This is a genomic window from Rhodoferax sp. AJA081-3 (assembly GCF_017798165.1).
Classification (GTDB): Bacteria; Pseudomonadota; Gammaproteobacteria; order Burkholderiales; family Burkholderiaceae_C; genus Allorhodoferax.
In genome coordinates this window covers 2,916,878-2,935,113 of sequence record NZ_CP059068.1, presented here as the reverse complement: position 1 = coordinate 2,935,113, position 18,236 = coordinate 2,916,878, and the positions used below count along the sequence as shown (strand labels likewise).

The 18,236-nt window shown below is 62.4% G+C and carries 21 protein-coding genes; 16 read left to right on the top strand and 5 right to left on the bottom strand.

The features are described from left to right. Positions 1-32: 32 nt before the first annotated feature. The 4 genes from HZ993_RS13825 (at position 33) to HZ993_RS13810 (ending at position 3,387) form a co-directional block, all read left to right on the top strand. A complete protein-coding gene (locus tag HZ993_RS13825; RefSeq protein ID WP_209393321.1) occupies positions 33-914 on the top strand; it encodes a DUF4394 domain-containing protein in 882 nt (293 codons plus the stop codon). A gap of 528 nt (positions 915-1,442) precedes the next feature. Further along, positions 1,443-1,727 (top strand): hypothetical protein, encoded by a 285-nt coding sequence (locus HZ993_RS13820; RefSeq protein WP_209393320.1) that lies wholly within the window; start codon positions 1,443-1,445, stop codon positions 1,725-1,727. A gap of 100 nt (positions 1,728-1,827) precedes the next feature. Continuing rightward, positions 1,828-2,469, top strand: a complete 642-nt coding sequence (locus HZ993_RS13815) for a phosphohydrolase (protein ID WP_209393319.1) — start codon at positions 1,828-1,830, stop codon at positions 2,467-2,469. A 27-nt stretch (positions 2,470-2,496) separates the two neighbouring features. Continuing rightward, positions 2,497-3,387 (top strand): MOSC domain-containing protein, encoded by an 891-nt coding sequence (locus HZ993_RS13810; RefSeq protein WP_209393318.1) that lies wholly within the window; start codon positions 2,497-2,499, stop codon positions 3,385-3,387. A gap of 46 nt (positions 3,388-3,433) precedes the next feature. On the opposite strand, the gene HZ993_RS13805 is transcribed toward HZ993_RS13810, so the two are convergent. Genes HZ993_RS13805 through HZ993_RS13790 form a run of 4 tightly spaced genes read right to left on the bottom strand, consistent with a single transcriptional unit; the run spans position 3,434 to position 7,540 of the window. Next, positions 3,434-4,786, bottom strand: a complete 1,353-nt coding sequence (locus HZ993_RS13805; RefSeq protein ID WP_209393317.1) for an LLM class flavin-dependent oxidoreductase — start codon at positions 4,784-4,786, stop codon at positions 3,434-3,436. A 54-nt stretch (positions 4,787-4,840) separates the two neighbouring features. Next, on the bottom strand, positions 4,841-5,680 hold the full coding sequence (locus tag HZ993_RS13800; protein WP_209393316.1) for an ABC transporter permease: 840 nt from the start codon (positions 5,678-5,680) through the stop codon (positions 4,841-4,843). Then, complete coding sequence (locus tag HZ993_RS13795; RefSeq protein ID WP_209393315.1) at positions 5,673-6,527, bottom strand: ABC transporter ATP-binding protein; 855 nt, start codon at positions 6,525-6,527, stop codon at positions 5,673-5,675. The genes HZ993_RS13800 and HZ993_RS13795 overlap by 8 nt, the downstream gene beginning before the upstream one ends. Further along, positions 6,524-7,540: an ABC transporter substrate-binding protein gene (locus HZ993_RS13790; protein WP_209393314.1), complete on the bottom strand. Its 1,017-nt coding sequence runs from the start codon at positions 7,538-7,540 to the stop codon at positions 6,524-6,526. Before HZ993_RS13790 ends, HZ993_RS13795 begins: the two co-directional genes overlap by 4 nt. Before the next feature lie 192 nt (positions 7,541-7,732). Here HZ993_RS13790 and HZ993_RS13785 point away from each other — a divergent pair, with 192 nt between their 5' ends. The 7 genes from HZ993_RS13785 (at position 7,733) to HZ993_RS13755 (ending at position 13,784) form a co-directional block, all read left to right on the top strand. After that, on the top strand, positions 7,733-8,680 hold the full coding sequence (locus HZ993_RS13785) for a TauD/TfdA family dioxygenase (RefSeq protein ID WP_209393313.1): 948 nt from the start codon (positions 7,733-7,735) through the stop codon (positions 8,678-8,680). After that, positions 8,680-9,882: an MFS transporter gene (locus tag HZ993_RS13780; RefSeq protein WP_209393312.1), complete on the top strand. Its 1,203-nt coding sequence runs from the start codon at positions 8,680-8,682 to the stop codon at positions 9,880-9,882. The genes HZ993_RS13785 and HZ993_RS13780 overlap by 1 nt, the downstream gene beginning before the upstream one ends. A gap of 198 nt (positions 9,883-10,080) precedes the next feature. Then, positions 10,081-11,376 (top strand): O-acetylhomoserine aminocarboxypropyltransferase/cysteine synthase family protein, encoded by a 1,296-nt coding sequence (locus tag HZ993_RS13775; RefSeq protein WP_209393311.1) that lies wholly within the window; start codon positions 10,081-10,083, stop codon positions 11,374-11,376. 109 nt (positions 11,377-11,485) lie between these two features. After that, on the top strand, positions 11,486-12,424 hold the full coding sequence (locus tag HZ993_RS13770; RefSeq protein WP_209393310.1) for a CysB family HTH-type transcriptional regulator: 939 nt from the start codon (positions 11,486-11,488) through the stop codon (positions 12,422-12,424). A 164-nt stretch (positions 12,425-12,588) separates the two neighbouring features. Beyond that, the gene (locus HZ993_RS13765; RefSeq protein ID WP_209393309.1) at positions 12,589-12,780 is read left to right on the top strand and encodes a DUF2892 domain-containing protein; all 192 of its coding nucleotides are present in this window, start codon (positions 12,589-12,591) and stop codon (positions 12,778-12,780) included. Further along, entirely contained in the window at positions 12,777-13,124 is a 348-nt protein-coding gene (locus tag HZ993_RS13760) for a carboxymuconolactone decarboxylase family protein (protein ID WP_209393308.1), read from the top strand. Before HZ993_RS13765 ends, HZ993_RS13760 begins: the two co-directional genes overlap by 4 nt. Before the next feature lie 99 nt (positions 13,125-13,223). Continuing rightward, the gene (locus HZ993_RS13755) at positions 13,224-13,784 is read left to right on the top strand and encodes an alpha/beta hydrolase (RefSeq protein ID WP_209393307.1); all 561 of its coding nucleotides are present in this window, start codon (positions 13,224-13,226) and stop codon (positions 13,782-13,784) included. A 62-nt stretch (positions 13,785-13,846) separates the two neighbouring features. Here HZ993_RS13755 and HZ993_RS13750 read toward each other — a convergent pair whose 3' ends face one another. Next, entirely contained in the window at positions 13,847-14,719 is an 873-nt protein-coding gene (locus tag HZ993_RS13750) for an MBL fold metallo-hydrolase (RefSeq protein WP_209393306.1), read from the bottom strand. A 114-nt stretch (positions 14,720-14,833) separates the two neighbouring features. On the opposite strand from HZ993_RS13750, the gene HZ993_RS13745 reads away from it, so the two are divergent. The 5 genes from HZ993_RS13745 to HZ993_RS13725 are packed head-to-tail and all read left to right on the top strand — an operon-like array spanning position 14,834 to position 18,176. Then, the gene (locus HZ993_RS13745) at positions 14,834-15,166 is read left to right on the top strand and encodes a helix-turn-helix transcriptional regulator (RefSeq protein WP_209393305.1); all 333 of its coding nucleotides are present in this window, start codon (positions 14,834-14,836) and stop codon (positions 15,164-15,166) included. A gap of 24 nt (positions 15,167-15,190) precedes the next feature. Next, positions 15,191-15,622 carry a YeeE/YedE family protein gene (locus HZ993_RS13740; RefSeq protein ID WP_209393304.1) on the top strand — a complete coding sequence of 144 codons (432 nt, stop codon included), beginning with the start codon at positions 15,191-15,193 and terminating at the stop codon, positions 15,620-15,622. A 27-nt stretch (positions 15,623-15,649) separates the two neighbouring features. Next, entirely contained in the window at positions 15,650-16,090 is a 441-nt protein-coding gene (locus tag HZ993_RS13735) for a YeeE/YedE family protein (RefSeq protein ID WP_209393303.1), read from the top strand. Position 16,091: 1 nt separating this feature from the next. Then, positions 16,092-16,436, top strand: coding sequence for a TIGR01244 family sulfur transferase (locus HZ993_RS13730; protein WP_209393302.1), 345 nt, complete (start codon positions 16,092-16,094; stop codon positions 16,434-16,436). Between the two features lie 18 nt (positions 16,437-16,454). Beyond that, positions 16,455-18,176: a SulP family inorganic anion transporter gene (locus HZ993_RS13725; RefSeq protein WP_209393301.1), complete on the top strand. Its 1,722-nt coding sequence runs from the start codon at positions 16,455-16,457 to the stop codon at positions 18,174-18,176. Positions 18,177-18,236: the final 60 nt, after the last annotated feature.

The window sequence follows — 18,236 nt, the reverse complement described above, 5'->3', positions numbered from 1 at the left end:
CTCATCCTAAAAACCACTCCTAAAGGACCTTCATGAACACCTTCTCCTACAAGTCTTTAAGCCTTGCTGCGCTCGCGCTGGCCAGTCTCACCGCATGCACCACCATGGCGCCTGAAGGCGCGGAGCGTGCTGAAAAGGCAGTAGCCGTCACTGCATCCAACAAGCTTCTCAAGTTCAATGCAGGCAGCCCTGGCCGTATTTTGACCACGCTCAACATCACTGGTTTGCAGGCAGGCGAGACATTGCTGGGCATTGATTACCGTGTCGCCAAGGACCAGCTTTACGCCCTGGGCAGCAGTGGCCGGCTCTACACGGTCAATGAAGACACCGGTGCCGTCAGCATGGTGGGCGTGCCGTTTGCCATCAAGCTGGAAGGCACGCAGTTTGGCTTCGACTTCAACCCCACAGTGGACCGTATTCGGGTGGTCAGCAACAACGGGCAAAACCTGCGCCTGCACCCTGACACGGGGGCCGTTGTGGACAGCAACCCGGCTTTGGAAGGCCTGCAAACCGACGGCAAATTGACTTACGCAGTGGGTGATGCCAACTTTGGCAAGTTGCCCAGCGCTGTTGGTGCAGCTTACAGCTACAACAAAGCCGATCCCAAAATCACCACCAACTTTGCGCTCGACGCGGCCACTGGCGCCCTGGTAACACAAGGTTCGCGTGAGGGCGTTTTGCCCGCTGTATCACCCAACACGGGCCAGTTTTTTACCGTGGGCTCTCTGGGTATGCCTTTCGCGACGGCCGCCTTTGACATTCAAGTCTTGAGCGACGTGGCCTTTGCTGCTTTGAACAGCGACGGTGGCGCAGCAAGTCGCTGGGTGACGATAGACCTGAAAACAGGCGTAGCCAAGTCTCTGGGCATGGTCGGCGGTGGCGAGCCTGTGGTCGGTATTGCGCTGGAGCCTTGATCAGAATCCCCGCCATGACCGGTGATCATGGCGGGCCGCCGTGTTGGCCCACGTTGTTTCATTCATTGCGGTATTTGGCCGAACTCATTGGGAGGATTGTTGAGCCAAATAGGCTCGCGCGGTGGTCGAAATGACGCTCGGGTCAGTTGCAGCCACACCACCATTTTGGCGATTCGCTGCCCCAACCGGAAATGGCCATTGCGGGTTTCTACGCACCATTGCCAATGGTGCCTTTGGCAGGGCCGTTGTACGGATCGGTGAAGTTTCTGACGCTTGCATGCTTGACATCCTCTTTCTACGCGGGGGCTGATTCGGTCTGCGTAGTATGCGAACTGGATGTATCACATCTGTGTCGCGACGGGCGGTTTTGTATCGCTTGTAGCGCGTACAAACGATACAAAGTCGAGCGGTTTTGACATCAATGCGATACGTGCGGTTCGCATAATTTCCCATCCGAACAGATCGCTTTGTGTGGATTGTTTCCACAAAGCGCCTCCTACTTCCCCACACCCTTTCTGGAGTCCTTCCATGAACCGCAATGTCCTCTCACTGTCTGTACTCTGTTTGCTCGCAATGCAAGCCAACGCCCAAAGCCAGGCACAGGTTGCAAGCCCCACCCACGTGTCGGCCGCCTGCCAGAGCGATGTGTCCAAGTTCGAGCAGGTGGTGGCGGTCGTGCGCCAATCCCATGGGGAAAAGCGCGCGAACGATCTGCGTGAAAAGCTGCTACCCAGCAAGGAAGCGGATGAAGTGCTGAGCCAGTCGGGTCAATGCGGCCTGGCGCGGCTGTTGCGTGCCAAGAAGCTGGTGTAGTCACACAGTGTTTTAGGGAAATGCGGCCAGCCGCCAATGCGCGCAATGGCCCGAACCTGCAGGCGCTCCAGCTACCGTGCGACGCATGCAAAATGTCGCCATGGCCAAGCCCGTTCAAACCCGTCACAGCGCCCAACGTGCGTGGGTGCGGCTCCCCTCCGGACGGCGCATCGATCTGCATGATCCGACTTTCGCTGATGTGGATGACACCGACCTCTCGCTAGGGCTCGCTCGCACCTTCCGGTGGGGTGGCCATTCCGTATGGCCACTTCCCATGTCGGTTGCACAGCATTCGTTGTTGGTCCTGCAGATTCGGCGGTCACAGTGCAAGCTAGACCCTGATGCGCAGCTGCGCGAATTGCTGCATGACGCCGAAGAGGGCTTGCTGGGTTTTGACCCCATTTCTCCGCTGAAGCCCATTCTGGGTGAAGGCTTTCTAGCCTTGCTGGACCAAATGCAGAAAGCGCTTTTTGCAAGCTACGGCTTGTCCTGGTGGACCCAGGAAGAAAAAGCCAAACACAAGAAGGCCGATGTGCTGGCCGCTGCCAGCGAGGCGATTCACGTGGCAGGTTGGAGCCGTGAAGAGGTTCGCTCTGTGTTGAACATTCAAGTGACACCTTTGGTGGACGACCCATTGGTTGCAGTCTACGGTGGGGTGCCCTGGGAGCCATGGACTACAGATCTTGCAAACACACGCTTCCTGCAGGAAATGCAGACAATCCTGAAGTCCCGTCAACAATGAACCAGCGGCTGCGGAGCAGCCTTCTCCATGAACACCACCCCGACCCACACCGAACCCCATATCGCCCGCTTGTTCATTTACCCGATCAAGTCCTGCGCCGGCATTGAACTGCCACAGGCGCGCCTGACCGACACCGGGTTGGCGCATGACCGGCAGTTCATGCTGGTGGATGCGCAGGGGCGCTTTGTCAGCCAGCGGGAGCTGGCCCGCATGGCGCTGATCCGCACGGAGATCGACAGCGCACTGCTGCGGGTTAATGCTCCGGGCATGGCCGAGCTTGTGCTGACCCTTGACGCACCTGCTGAAGCAACCGCCACCGTCGTTCCAGTGCAGCTCTGGGGGCATAACATGCCGGCGTTCGATGTGGGTGCCGAGGTGGCGGCCTGGTTCAGCGCCTTTTTGGAACAAGATGGGCTGCGCTTGGTGCGCTTCGACCCCACACACCGGCGCGCTTCTGACACCCATTGGACGGGCGATGACACCGCCTTGAATCTCTTCAGCGATGGATTCCCGTTGCTGGTGCTCAGCCAATCTGCGTTGGACGGCCTGAATCGCCGGCTGCTGGCCCAGGGCTGGCCTGAAGCGCAATTACAGCGCTTTCGCCCGAACATCGTCATCGACGGTGTACCGGAGCATGAGGAAGACCTGGCCGCCGAACTACTGGTGTCTGCAGACGACTCCAGCCATGGTCCCATCCACCTGCGCCTGGTCAAGCCCTGCCCACGCTGCCCTATCCCCAACATCGACCCCGACACCGCACACAGCGCGCCGCATGTGATCGACTGCCTGGGCACCTACCGGCACGACGCACGGGTCAATGGCGCCGTGAGCTTCGGCATGAACGCGATCATCGTCGCCAGCATAGGCCGCACCCTGCGCGTGGGCCAGGCGCTGGAGCTGGATTACGGTTTCGCGTAAACCGGCTAGGCGGTGGCTGAGCTGCTGCAAATTGGTGACGCGGTGTTCAAGCCGCTTTCTGTTTGCGCACTGTGAACTGGTTCACCGGCCGCTCCAGCCCCAGGTTTTCGCGCAGCGTGCTGCCTTCGTACTCCGTGCGGAACAGGCCGCGGCGCTGCAGTTCGGGGATCACCAGGTCTACAAAGTCGTCCAGTGATTCGGGCAACACGGGGGGCATCACGTTGAAGCCGTCGGCCGCACCGTTTTCGAACCAGCTCTGGATCTCATCGGCAATCTTCTCGGGGGTGCCCACCACCACCCAGTGGCCACGTGCACCAGCCAGGTACTCGTAGAGCTGGCGCACGGTGAGTTTGTCGCGGCGGGCCAGTTCCAGCACCACGTGGGCGCGGCTGTTGCGGCCTATCGGTGGCTGGGGAATATAGGGTGGTGGTGCGTCCAGGTCCCATTTGGTGAGGTCTTCGCCGGGCCAGAAGGGGGCGATGGTGCTCAGACCCACGCTGGGGTGTATCAGCTTTTGCAGCGCGGCCCACTTGGCATCGGCTTCCTCCTGCGTGCGGCCCACCACTGGCGAGATGCCGGGCAGCACCAGCAATTGCTCGGGTCGGCGGCCGTACTTGGCCAGGCGACCTTTGACATCGCTGTAGAAGGCCTGGGCTTCGGCCAGGCTGGTCCAGGCGGTGAAGATGGCCTCGGCCGTTGCGGCGGCCAGTTCCTTGCCGGGCTCGGACGAACCCGCCTGCACGATGACGGGGTAGCCCTGGGGCGAGCGTTCGATGTTCAGCGGCCCTTTGACCTTCAGGTGTTTGCCTACGTGGTTCAGCGTGTGCAGCTTGTCGGGGTCGAAGTACACACCACTGGCCGGGTCGCGGCTGAAGGCATCGTCTTCAAAACTGTCCCACAGGCCCTTCACCACGTCCACAAATTCGTGCGACCGTTCGTAGCGGGTTTCAGGGTCCGGATGTTTGTCCAGGCCAAAGTTGCCGTACACGTTTTCAGCGCTGGTGGTCACCACGTTCCAGGCCGCACGGCCCTTGCTGACATGGTCCAGCGATGCAAACTTGCGCGCCAGCAGGTAAGGGTCTTCGTAGGTGGTGGAGGCGGTGGCCACAAAGCCAATGTGTTTGGTTACTGCAGCCAGTGCGGCCCACAGCGTGACGGGTTCGAAGTGCGACACCCGGCCTTGGCGGCTGAAGGCTTCGTCGCTACCTTCAAACCACAGGCCCGGGCTGTCGGCTACAAACACCTGGTCAAACAGGCCGCGCTCGGCGGTCTTGGCCACCTCGATGTAGTGGTCAATGTTGGTGCCCGAGTCGATCTGCGACCCCGGGTGGCGCCAGGCAGCGATGTGGTGGCCGGTGGCCATGATGAATGCGCCCAGGCGCAGTTTGCGTTGAGACATGACAGTTCCTTGTAGGTATGAAGATGTGAAAAGAAGGGGCCGGTGGTGCCGGGGTCAGGTGTTGCTCGCGCCCGGTTTCCAGGCGGTCAGGCGGCGCTCGGCCACCTGCAACAGCGCGTTAAAGGCCACACCAATCAGCGTGATGGCGATGATTCCGAAATACATGTCGGCAATCAGAAAGCTGTATTGCGCGTAGATGATCAGGTAGCCCAGGCCCGACTTGGCGCCCACCATTTCGGCGGCCACCAGAACCAGGATGGACGTGGCGCTGGCCAGGCGTATGCCAACGAAAATGGTCGGCACCGAGGCCGGCAGGATCACCTTCAGGAACAGCTGCCGGGCACTGGCGCCCATGGTGCGCGCCGACTTGATGAGCAACGGGTCCACCTGCTTGACGGCGGCTATGGTGTTGAGCAGCAGCGGCCAGGAGCAGGCATAGACCACCATGGCCACTTTGGACACCTCGCCAATGCCCAGCAAGAGTATGAACACGGGCAACAGGGCGAGCGCTGCCGTGTTGCGCAGCAGTTCAATCAGCGGGTTCAGAAACTCTCCCAGGCGGCGGTACCAGCCAATGGCCAGACCCAGCGGCACGGCATACAACACGGCGATGCCAAACCCACCCAATGCGCGCGCCACGCTGGCCGACGTGTGTTGCCACAGCTGGCCGTTCAGGGCCAGTGCCCAGCCGGCCGCCAACACTTCACTCAGCGGTGGAAAGAAGGCGGGGTCGGTCAGCTCCAGCCGCGGGGCCAACTCCCACCACGCGGCCAGCGCAACGACCAGCGCAGAGCGCCAGCCAAGATGTAGCACCTGGCGCAGTATGCGTAGCCAGGGGGCGGGAGGGGTCAACACCAGCGGAGCGTTGCCCGCAGTCAACGAAATATCAGACATGGAAACTCTCCTTGCGGGCGGGTAGGGTTGCGATACGGGCACGGCGTTGTTGGCGCGCAGCGGCCACTTCGTCGTGCAGCAGGGACCAGATCTGGTGGCGCAGTTCGCCAAACAGGGGCAGCGAGCGCACGTCTGGTGTGTCGGCACGCAGCGTGTCGGGTATGTCGATGATCTGTTTGATGCGCCCGGGGCGTGACGTCATCACCGCCACCCGCTGGCCCAGCACCACAGCCTCGTCGATGCCATGGGTGATGAACACGATGGTCTTGCCGGTGCGGTGCCAGATGTCGACCAGCTCTTCCTGCAGGGTCTCGCGCGTTTGCGCATCCAGTGCGGCAAAGGGTTCGTCCATCAGCAGCACCTCGGGTTCATACGCCAGGCTGCGGGCGATGGCTACACGTTGTTTCATGCCACCGGACATTTCGTGCGGGTAGTGGCGTGCAAACGCGCTCAGCCCCACCAGGTCCAGGTAGGCAGCGGCCTTGGCACGGCGCTCGCTGCGCCCCAGGCCCGCAATCTCCAGGCCAAAGGCCACGTTGTCCAATGCGTTGAGCCAGGGGAACAGGGCGTATTGCTGGAACACCACCCCACGGTCCCGTGCCGGGCCGGTGATGGGTTTGCCGTCGATCAGCACGCGCCCGCTGGTGGTCGGGGTCAGGCCCGCCAGCAGGTCCAGCAGCGTGGACTTGCCGCAGCCGCTGGGTCCCACCAGCACCAGAAACTCACCGGCACGCACATCCAGCGTCACGTCGTCCACGGCCACAAAGCGCTGGTCCGCACCGTCATCTTCGGCGCGCACCGTGAACTCCTTGCGCACATGCTCAAAGCGTATCTTGGCGGCGCTCATTTGGCAGCTACCTTGGCGCCAGTGGCATAAGGGTTGAGGGCGTTGGTGTACAGATCGGCCGGTTTGATCTGCCCTGGCTTGACGATCTGCTCCTTCACCAGCCAGTCGATCCAGACCTGCAGGTCCTTGTCCAGCACCACCCCACCGGTGGAGGGAATGCCTGTGCTCTTCCAGTACTGGATGGCATCGGCACTCTCTGCGCGGCCACGGGCCTTGATGATGGATTCAAACGTGCTGCGGACCTGGGGTGCCGGTGTGGTGCGCGCCCATTCAATGGCCCGTGCAATGGCGCTGACCAGGTGTTTGGATGCCTTGGGATTTTGTTCGATGAACTTGTTGCGCAGCACATAAGAGCCTGCGGTGAAGTTGCCAAACAGGTCCCGGTCGGTAAACAGGGGGCGAATGCCACCACGCTCCAACGCCTTGTCCCGCAGGATTCCGCCCAGCGTGCTGACCTCCACCTGGTTCTGGCGCAAGGCCTGCTCACCTGTTACCGGTGGGGTGATGACAAAGGTAACCTGTTTGGCCTCTTCGTCGTTGACCTGGTTGCGCTCCAGGTACTCCCGCACGATGAAGTCATGGTGGGCACCCAATGTGTTCATCGCTACTTTTTTACCCAACAGGTCGCGGGCTGTTTTGATGGGGCTGTCGTTCTTGACGTAGTAGCCGCTCCAGGTGTTGTCGTCTACCCCGTAGTAGCCAATCACAGCCTTCACCGGTGCCTTCTTGGCAATCAGCTTGACCAGTGCGCCATTGAAGGCACCACCGATGTCCGTGTCGTTGCTGACGACGGCCTGCACATCTTGCGGGCCGCTGATGGTGTTGCCCACCCACTTGGGTTTGAGCGGAGCCAGGTAGCCCAAATGGTCGGCCAGCTCGATCCACACCACGGTGCCTACGCTGCCCTGGTAACGGATGTCGGTCACCTCCAGCGGCTCTTGCGCCAGCGCAGAGGCTGCAAAGCCCAGTGCCACCGCGGTGGCCGTTGTCAATCGTTTGAAAAGTTGTCGCATGCAAAGTCCTTATGGGTTGGTTATGGAGTGCAGCGTAAGGACAGCACGCCAGGACGACAACGAAGAAAAACGCGCTTGTATATGCGGATATGCGCAGCGTATGTCGACATGCGTATTGCGCGCTTCGCAAACGGCGCGGCGCTTCTTACGATGAACAGGCCTTCTACTTTCATCAACGCAAAGGAAACCCGCATGTCCGCTGTTCTGAATCCTCCCCGTACCGAAGCCGTTCCCGCACTCGATGTCCGCCCCCTGGCCGGCCGCATTGGCGCCGTCATCCACGGCGTACGCCTGTCGGGCCAGTTGGCCCCTGAAACCTTTGCCGCCATCCACGCGGCGCTGCTCCAGCACAAGGTGCTGTTCTTCCGCGGCCAGCAGCACCTGGACGATGCGGCCCACCAGGCCTTTGCAGGGCGTTGGGGCTATGTGGTGCCGCATCCCACCGTGCCTTCGCGCAACGGCACCGACATCCTGGAGCTGGACTCGCAACACGGCGGGCGGGCCAACTCCTGGCACACCGATGTGACCTTTGATGCGGATTACCCCAAGGTGTCTGTACTGCGTGCCTTGACGATTCCCGACCACGGTGGTGACACGGTGTGGGCCAACACGGCTGCGGCCTACAACGAACTTCCCGCGGAACTACGCGCCCTGGCCGACACCCTGTGGGCGGTGCACGGCAACGACTACGACTATGCGGCCACACGCGTGGAGTCGGCAGACGACCATGGCGCCAAACACTACCGCGAGGTGTTCACCTCGCGCCTGATCGAGGCCCAGCACCCGTTGGTGCGTGTGCACCCCGAGACCGGTGAGCGCACGCTGGTGGCTGGGCATTTCCTGAAACGGTTTGTGGGCTACAACACCCACGACTCGCAGCACCTGTTCGAGATCTTCCAGCACCACATCACGCGGCTGGAGAACACGGTGCGCTGGCACTGGGCCGAAGGCGATGTGGCCATCTGGGACAACCGTGCCACTCAGCACTACGCCATCAACGACTATGGCGACCAGCACCGTGTGGTGCGCCGGGTGACGGTGCGGGGTGAGGTACCGGTCTCGGTGCAGGGCCAGCGCAGTTTTGCGGTGGACAAGCCAACGGCCAAACTCACGGTGCAACCTGCGGCGCAGGCCGCCTGATGCGCGGGTTCCTGCAACAACACCAGTTTTTGCTGCGTTTCGCGCTGTTGTCCTCTTTCATGGGCATCAGCGTGGGCCTGGCCAAGTTCACCACCACCCTGTACGCGCTGCACCTGGGCGCGCAGGGCTGGTGGTTGGCAGCGATTGCCGGGGCGCAGTCGGTGGGCATTTTGTTCATGAGCCTGCCGGTGGGCTTCTGGGTGGAGCGTATTGGCCCCGCCCGGCTGTTTGTGCTGGGCAGCCTGGTCATGGGGGCGGTGTACGCCGCCATACCCCTGCTGCCGCAGATGCTGTTTCTGGTGGTGCTGACCGCACTCATCAGTTTTGTGATGCCGCTGCGTTTTGTGTCGCTCAACACGGTCTTCATGGCGGCGCTGGAGCGCATAGGCCACGCGCGCGCCGGCTGGCAGCGCGGCGCCCACATGGCCGGCATGTTGCTGGTGGGGCCCTTGCTGGCGGCTGCGGTGGTGGCGTGGCTGGGTTACGCGGGCAGCTACTGGCTGGTTGCCGCAATGTTTGTCGCGGCAGCACCACTGTCGGCGTCGGTGCTGAACCAGCACCAGCACCAGCACCAGCAAGCGCCGCCACGTGCCGGTGCGGTGCGCCCGCCCATGCGGCAGGCCGTGCAGTTGTTGTGGCGCGAGCCCGACATACGGGCTCTGGCCATGCAGGAGTGCGCCATCCAGGCCATCCACATGTACTACGCCTTCTATATGGTGGTGATCGCCGTGCAGGAGCTGGGCCTGCCCGCGCTGGGCGCCGGCACGTTGGTGGCGGTGCAGGGCAGTGCCTTTGTGGGCACGCTGATTTTTCTTGGGCCACTGATGGTCTGGCTGGGGCCGCTGCGTACGGTGTTGTGGGCGGTGGGCGCGGTGATTGCGGCCGCACTGTTGTTGGCCTGGGCCAGCACCACGGCCTGGCTGTGGGTGGGTGGTGCCGTGCTGGGCGCTGGCCTGGGGCTGCTGCAAACCCACACCCTGACCCAGTTTGCCCACGTGGGCGCCCGCATGGGGCGGGGCCGCGTGTCGGGCCTGAGCGCGCTGGCCGGTCCCTGCGGCGGGTTTATCGGTGGGCTGCTGGGGGGCACGCTGGGCACCGTGGTGGGTCTGCAGGCGGTGTTCCTGCTGTTCGTGCCGGTGTTTGGCTGGCTGGGCTGGCGCGCTTTGCACGAGCGTGCGCGTCCAACGATCATTTCGATCTAAGGAATCAACTTTTTATTCGTTTGAGTTTTGATGAGCCGCCATTAGAGTTGCAGGGCAACAGCGGCTTGTATGCAGCTCCACACCGCATTTCACGGCATGTCTTTAAGCCAAAAGTGCCGCTAGCCCCCGTGAAATATGCTCAAGTCGCTATAAAAAGCATAGTAATTCAAACCACCATCAGCCAACAGGAGAGGCCCCATGTCCGACCACTGGAAATTCGAAACCCAATCCGTCCACGCCGGTTACAGCCCAGACCCGACCACCAAGGCGGTGGCCGTGCCCATCTACCAGACGGCCGCCTACGCCTTTGACAGTGCCCAGCACGGTGCCGATCTGTTCGACCTGAAGGTGCCGGGCAACATCTACACCCGCATCATGAACCCCACGCAAGACGTGCTGGAGAAGCGCGTCGCAGCGCTGGAGGGTGGCCTGGCCGCGCTGGCCTTGGCATCCGGCCAGGCGGCGGTGACCTATGCCATCCAGACCATTGCCGAGGCGGGTGACAACATCGTCAGCAGCACCGCGCTGTATGGCGGCACCTACAACCTGTTTGCCCACACGCTGCCGCAGTTCGGCATCACCACACGTTTTGCCGACCACCAGAACCCCGACAGCTTTGCACCGCTGATCGACGACCGCACCAAGGCCATCTTTGTCGAATCGTTGGGCAACCCGCAGGGCAATGTGACCGATATCCGCCGCATTGCCGACATCGCACACGCGCACGGCATTCCGCTCATCGTGGACAACACAGTCGCCACGCCTTACCTGCTGCGCCCCATCGAACACGGCGCTGACATCGTGGTGCACTCGCTGACCAAATACCTGGGCGGCCACGGCACGACCATCGGCGGCGCGATTGTCGACAGCGGAAAATTTCCGTGGGCCGACCACAAGGCGCGCTTCAAGCGCCTGAACGAGCCCGACCCCAGCTACCACGGCGTGGTCTACACCGAAGCGCTGGGCCCCGCCGCCTACATTGGCCGCGCCCGCGTGGTGCCGCTGCGCAATACGGGGGCGGCCATCTCGCCGTTCAACGCCTTCTTGATCCTGCAGGGCATTGAGACGCTGGCGCTGCGCCTGGAGCGCATCACCGACAACGCGCTCAAGGTCGCGCAGTTTCTGCAAAAACACAGCAAGGTGGCGTGGGTCAACTACGCTGCCTTGCCCGACCACCCGGACCATGGCTTGGCCAAGAAATACTTGGGCGGCAGGGCCTCTGGTCTGCTGACCTTTGGCGTCAAGGCTGCGTCCGGCCAGGGTCGCGAAGCCGGTGCCCGTTTTCTGGATGCGCTGCAGCTCTTCACCCGCCTGGTGAACATTGGTGATGCCAAATCGCTGGCTACCCACCCGGCCTCCACCACACACCGCCAGCTGTCGCCCGAAGAACTGGCCAAGGCCGGTGTGCCCGAAGATGCGGTGCGGCTGTCGGTCGGTATCGAACACATCGATGACCTGCTGGCCGACCTGGAGCAGGCACTGGCTGCGGTTTAATGTTGCCCCCACGTTCGCCCACTGCGTGTGGCTCTCTGCCCCCCGAGGGGGCTCGCGCGCCTCGGGGCGGCCCTGCGGCGCTCGTTATGTTGCCCTTCCATTTGCTCTTATGAATTTCCAACAACTGCGATCGGTTCGCGAGGCCGTGCGCTGCGGCTACAACCTGACGGAAGTGGCCAGCATGCTGCACACCTCACAACCCGGTGTGAGCCGCCAGATCCGCGAGCTGGAAGAAGAGCTGGGTGTGGACATCTTTGGCCGCGCGGGCAAACGGCTCACGGGGCTGACCCCACCGGGCCGGGACCTGTTGCCCATTGTGGAGCGCTTGCTGCTGGACGCCGAAAACCTCAAACGTGCGGGCCAGGAATACAGCGCGCAGATGGAGGGGCAACTCTCCGTGGCGGCCACCCATTCGCAGGCGCGTTACGCACTGCCGCATGTGGTGAAAGATTTCCGCGACAAGTTCCCCAAGGTCACGCTGCACCTGCACCAGGGCTCGCCCAAGCAGGTGGCGGCCATGCTGGTGTCGGGTGAGGCCGATATAGGTGTGGCCACCGAGGCCCTGGCCGATTACCCGCAACTGGTCACCTTGCCCTGCTACCACTGGACGCACAGCATCATCGTGCCGCCGGGCCACCCGTTGCTGGGGCAGGCTGGGCCGGTCACGCTGCAGCAGCTGGCGCGTTACCCCATCATCACCTACCAGGCGGGTTACACCGGGCGCTCACACATTGACGACGCCTTTGCCGCGGCCCAGCTGCAGCCCGATGTGGTGCTGACCGCCATGGACGCCGATGTCATCAAGACCTATGTGGAGCTGGGCATGGGCGTGGGCATCGTGGCCTCGGTGGCGTTGGATACTGAGCGCGACCGCAACCTGCACATCCTGGACGCCGGCCATCTGTTTCAGGTGAACGTGACCCGCCTGGGGCTGCGCCGTGGCGCCTGGCTGCGGGGCTATGCGTACAGCTTCATTGAAACCTTTGTGCCCACGCTGACCCGGCCCGTGGTGGCGCAGGCGTTGGCCCCGCTGACAACACCAGCATGACATGCATGCTGCAGCGATCTGTGCTGACCGTAGATGGCTCTTGCACCGTTTGTGTTCGTGGAATCAGTCTAGGCCGACCTTGACCTAGATCATCCCGTCCGAGGCGCTCCAGGCCTACCATTTCTCCAAGGCGTCCCTGTGGATCGCCATTTGGAGGAATCCGTATGAAAACCAATGTAGGCGGGTTGGACCGCATCGCGCGTGTTGTGGCGGGTCTGGTGTTGATAGGGCTGGCGGCCACCGGCACGGTGGGCGTTTGGGGTTGGCTGGGCATCGTGCCATTGGCAACCGCAGCCATTGGCTGGTGCCCTGCATACACCCTCTTGGGCATCAACTCTTGCTCCACCAAACCATGAGCAACTTTGACCACACGGGGTTGATCCAGAACATCAACGAGGGCCTGCTGCCCCTGAAAAAAGCGCAGCCCGAAGCCCTGCAGGCCTTTGGCCAACTGGCGCGTGCGGCCATGGCGGAGGGTGCTATCAGCGCCAAACACAAGGAGCTGATGGCGCTGGCCATTGGCATCACCCAGCACTGCTCGGGTTGTATTGGCTTCCATGTCAAAGCCCTGCACAAGCTGCAATGCACGCGCGCCGAGCTGGACGAAATGTTGAGCGTCTGTGTCTACATGGGTGGTGGCCCGGCCCTGATGTATGCGGCAGAAACCGTCAAGGCCTGGGACGCGATGGCGCCGCATTAACCCCGTTTTCGGCATAAACAAACAACAAAGTATTCGTTGGAGATTTGAGCCGCAGTGCACAGAATCGGGCCCTTGGATTTACCTGGGCTCGTTTTTTGTATGCACACCTTGATCATCATTCCCGGCTGGCGCGACTCCGGCCCCGGCCACTGGCAAAGCCTGTGGGCCGAACAGATACCGGGTGCCGTGCGTGTGCAGCAAGACGACTGGATCACGCCGTCGCGCCAGGCCTGGATCACGTCCATCACCCAGACCATACTGTCCCAGCCCGGCCCGGTGGTGGTTGCTGCCCACAGCCTGGGCTGTATTGCCACCACCCATTTACCGCCACAAGCTGCAGCCCGCATACAGGGCGCTTTGTTGGTGGCCCCTGCCGACCCCGAACGGCGTGGTGTCTTGGCCGACTTTGCACCCGTGCCCTACCAGGCCTTGCCTTACCGCAGCATTCTGGTGGCCAGTAACAACGACCCCTATTGCCCGGTGCGCACCGCAGGCGCTTATGCGCGGGCCTGGGGCAGCGAGTTTGTGCGCCTGCAGAACGCGGGGCATATCAATGTGGAGGCTGGCTTTGGCCCCTGGCCGCTGGGGATGGCTTTGCTGCATTCCTTGATGGATGCGCCGGTTCACACCAGCCCTGTATCCGTTTCGGCAGAGCTATAAAGTTAATAGCATTACCCTGAGCATTCTCGGGGGCTAGAGGCCTATTTGGCTTGTAATGTTGGCTACAGCACGTTGAGGGGTATCTTCAGATAGGCCCGTCCGTTGGGTTCTGCCGGTGGCATGGCCCCCCCGCGGATGTTGATCTGCACCGAAGGCAGTATCAGGTTGGGCATGGCCAGGCCGGCGTCGCGTTTGCTGCGCATGGCCACAAACGCCTCCTCGGTCACGCCGTCACGAATATGGATATTGCTGGCGCGTTGTTCGGCCACGGTGGTCTCCCAAGCGGGCGCGCGGTCATCGGGCGGGTAGTCATGGCACATGTAGAGGCGGGTGTCGCCGGGCAGGGCCATCAGCCTGCGCACACTCTGGTACAGGTCGTGGGCATTGCCACCGGGGAAATCGCAACGCGCGGTACCCACGTCGGGCATGAACAGGGTGTCGCCGACAAACACGGATTCGCCCACCTGGTAGGCCATACAGGCCGGGGTGTGGCCGGGCACGGGCAGGGCCTGGGCCGACAGGTCGCCAATGGCGAAGGTCTCATTGGGTTGGAACAGGTGGTCAAACTGGCTGCCGTCGGGGTGGAACTCGGGCTCCAGGTTGAAGATGCCTTTGAACACGTTTTGCACATCGGTGATGGCAGCGCCAATCGCAATCTTGCCACCCAGCTGTTTGCGCAGGTAATGGGCCGCGGACAGGTGGTCGGCGTGGGCGTGGGTTTCCAGAATCCACTGCACGGTCAGCACCTTTTCTTTGACAAAGGCCATCAGGGCGTCGGCGGATGTGGTGCTGGTGCGGCCAGACTTGCTGTCGTAGTCCAGCACGGAGTCAACGATGGCGCAGTGGCCGCCGTCGTGGTCGTACACCACATAACTCACGGTCCAGGTGGCGGGGTCGAAAAAGGCTTTCACGTGGGCTTGCTGGGGGGCGGTCATGGGTAGCTCCTATAAAAAAGCAGGTTTATTTAATTAAGATGCAGATAGTTTATTGACAGATAGATTGTTTGTCAATAGAATATCAACATCGAAAACGAACCGGAGCCGCTGACCATGCTTGCCGAACCGACAGTCTCAACCCCCGCGCCCCTTGATCTGGAGGTGCTGCGCCAATCTGCCAACGCAGCCTGCCGCCTGATGAAGACCCTGTCCAACCCCGACCGCCTGCTGTTGTTGTGCCAGCTCAGCCAGGGCGAGATGAATGTGGGGGAGCTCGAAGCCCTAGTGGGTATTGCCCAGCCCACACTCTCGCAACAGCTGGGCGTGCTGCGCGACGAAGGTCTGGTGAGCACCCGCCGCGAAGGCAAAAACATCTACTACTGCATCAACAGCACCCAGGCCACGGCGGTCATGGGTGTTTTGTACACGCAGTTCTGCAAATCCTGAAACACATACACGAGGAGTAAAACCATGACGATTGACTGGAACCATTTCACACCCTGGGCCTCGCTGGCTGGCGGCATTTTGCTGGGCCTGGCCTCGGCCATTTTTATCCTGGTAAATGGCCGCATCCTGGGCATCAGCGGCATTGTGGGCGGCCTGCTACGGCCCAAGGCGGGTGACGCAGGCTGGCGCATCAGCTTTGTGCTGGGCATGTTGGCGGCACCGCTGCTGTATGTGCTGGTGGCCGGCCCGGTGCCCGCCACGATTGACGCCGGCTGGGGCACCGTGGTGCTGGCCGGCCTGATGGTGGGCGTGGGCACCCGCTACGGCTCGGGCTGCACCAGCGGCCACGGCGTTTGCGGACTCTCGCGCCTCTCGCCACGTTCCCTGGCTGCCACGCTGGCCTTTATGGGCGCGGGGTTTGCCATGGTTTTTGTGATGCGCCACATCCTGGCCTGAACGTTTTATTACTTAAGGAATATTGCTATGCAACACCGTATTGCCGAATTTTTTGTGGGCCTGCTGTTTGGTGTGGGCCTGATCGTGGCTGGCATGACCGACCCCAGCAAGGTGCTGGGCTTTCTGGACCTGGCTGGCAACTGGGACCCTTCCCTGGCCTTTGTCATGGGCGGCGGCATTTTGGTCGGCTTGGGCGCCTTTGCCACGGCCAAAAAACGCACCACCACTTTTTTTGGCGGGGCAATGCACCTGCCCACCTCGACCGACATCGACAAGCGCCTGATTGGTGGCGGCTTGTTGTTTGGCGCAGGTTGGGGCTTGGCGGGCTTTTGCCCTGGCCCTGCCATCGTGTCTCTGGGCGCGGGCCAGCCCAAGGCGGCTGCATTTGTGGCCGCCATGCTGGTGGGTATGGCGGTGTTTGAAACCATCGAGCGTATACAAGCGCGTAAATCGGCAGGAGCCCACTGATATGGCCATCACCCCACACACACTTGCACCCGGCTTTGCCGTGGCCGCCCAGTTGTCGGCCCAGCAGATGGCCGATGTGGCGGCCCTGGGCTTCAAGACCGTGGTCAACAACCGTCCCGACGGTGAAGGCGGAGCCGACCAGCCCCTGAGCCAGGCCGTTGCAGCCGCGGCCCAGGCCAACGGCCTGCATTACGTCTATCTGCCCGTGGTGGGTGGCGCCATCACACCCGCGCAAGCACAGGCACTGCGCGATCTGCTGCAGACGGCACCCCAACCGGTGCTGGCGTTTTGCCGATCCGGTGCGCGCTCGGCACAGCTCTACACACTGGCCCAGGCAGACTGCTAAAACACACCAAGGCATGCCATGACCACACCCAGCTTCTCGCCCGCGTCTGCCTTGCCCCAGTGGCTGCGCCACTACCAAAAGGCGTGGCTGGCCGGTGACATAACCGCAGGGCTGATCGTCACGGTCATGCTGATTCCGCAAAGCCTGGCCTATGCGCTGTTGGCCGGCTTGCCGCCCGAAGTGGGGCTGTATGCCAGCATCCTGCCCATCGTGGCCTACGCCCTGCTGGGCTCCAGCATGACACTGGCCGTGGGGCCGGTGGCGGTGGCGTCGTTGATGACGGCCAGTGCGCTGGCCCCCTTTGCGGTGGCGGGCACCACCGAATATGTGACGCTTGCGGTGCAGCTGTCGCTGATCTCCGGCGCCATGCTGCTGGCCTTTGGTGCGCTGCGCCTGGGCTTTTTGGCGTACTTTTTGAGCCACCCGGTGATCAGCGGTTTTATCACCGGATCGGCCGTGGTGATTGCCATCGGCCAGCTCAAACACCTGCTGGGTGTACGGGTGCCGTCGTCCTCCACCTGGGAGACGCTGCGTGGCCTGGTGTATGCCCTGCCGCAGACCAATCTGACCACGCTGGCACTGGGCCTGGGCAGTCTGGTATTTCTGGTGCTGGCGCGGCGTTACCTGTCGGGCTGGCTGGTGCGCGTGGGCCTGCCCGCCAAGGTGGCGGACCTGGTGACCAAGCTGGCGCCCATGGCGGCCGTTTTGGTGTCCATCGCCGTGGTGGCCCTGTGGCGGCTGGACATCAACGCCAAGGTCAGCGTCGTGGGCGTGGTGCCCCAGGGTCTGCCGCAGCTGGGGCTGGAGCTACCCGGCTTCACCACGATCGGCCAGCTGTGGTTGCCCGCCTTGTTGATTGCGCTGGTGGGGTTTGTGGAGAGTGTCTCGGTGGCACAGTCTTTGGCGCTCAAACGCCAGCAACGTATTGCCCCCAACAAGGAGCTGCTGGGCCTGGGTGCTGCTAATGTGGCCAGTGCGTTGTCCGGTGGTTATCCGGTCACCGGTGGGTTTGCCCGATCGGTGGTGAACTTTGCGGCCGGTGCCAACACGCCGCTGGCCGGTGTGGTGTCTGCCGCGCTGATGGCCGTGGTGATTGCCTCCATGACCGGCGCCTTTTATTACCTGCCCCATGCCGCACTGGCCGCCACCATCATTGTGGCCGTGGTGTCGCTTGTGGACTTTGACACGCTGAAAGAAGCCTGGCACTACGACCGGGCCGACGCCCTGTCGCTGATCGCCACCGCACTGGGTGTCATCACCATGGGTGTGGAAGTGGGCATCTTGATGGGTGTGGCCTTGTCGCTGGGTGTGCTGGTGTGGCGTAGCAGCCGCCCGCACATGGCGGTGGTAGGGCGCGTGCCGGGCACCGAGCACTTTCGCAATGTTGAACGGCATACCGTGGAAACCGTGCCCGGCCTCTTGGCCCTGCGGGTGGACGAAAGCCTGTTCTTCGCCAATGCCACGGCGCTGGAAGACCGCATCGAAGCCCTGATCCACCAGGACCCCACGGTGCGCCGCGTGCTGCTGGTGTGTTCGGCCGTCAACCAGGTGGACACCACTGCTCTGGGCGTGTTGACCGAGCTGAACACCAGCCTGGCCAAACGCGGCATCACCCTGGAGCTGGCCGAGGTTAAAGGCCCAGTCATGGACCGGCTGCAACACACGGCGCTGGGCCTGGCCTTGCAGGGCCGCGTGTTCCAGAGTGTGCATGCAGCATTCAGCCGCCCTGGCACGGCTTAGACCCGCCAGCACATAAACAAACAACAAACTATTCGTTTGGGTTTGATGCATCTACGCCCA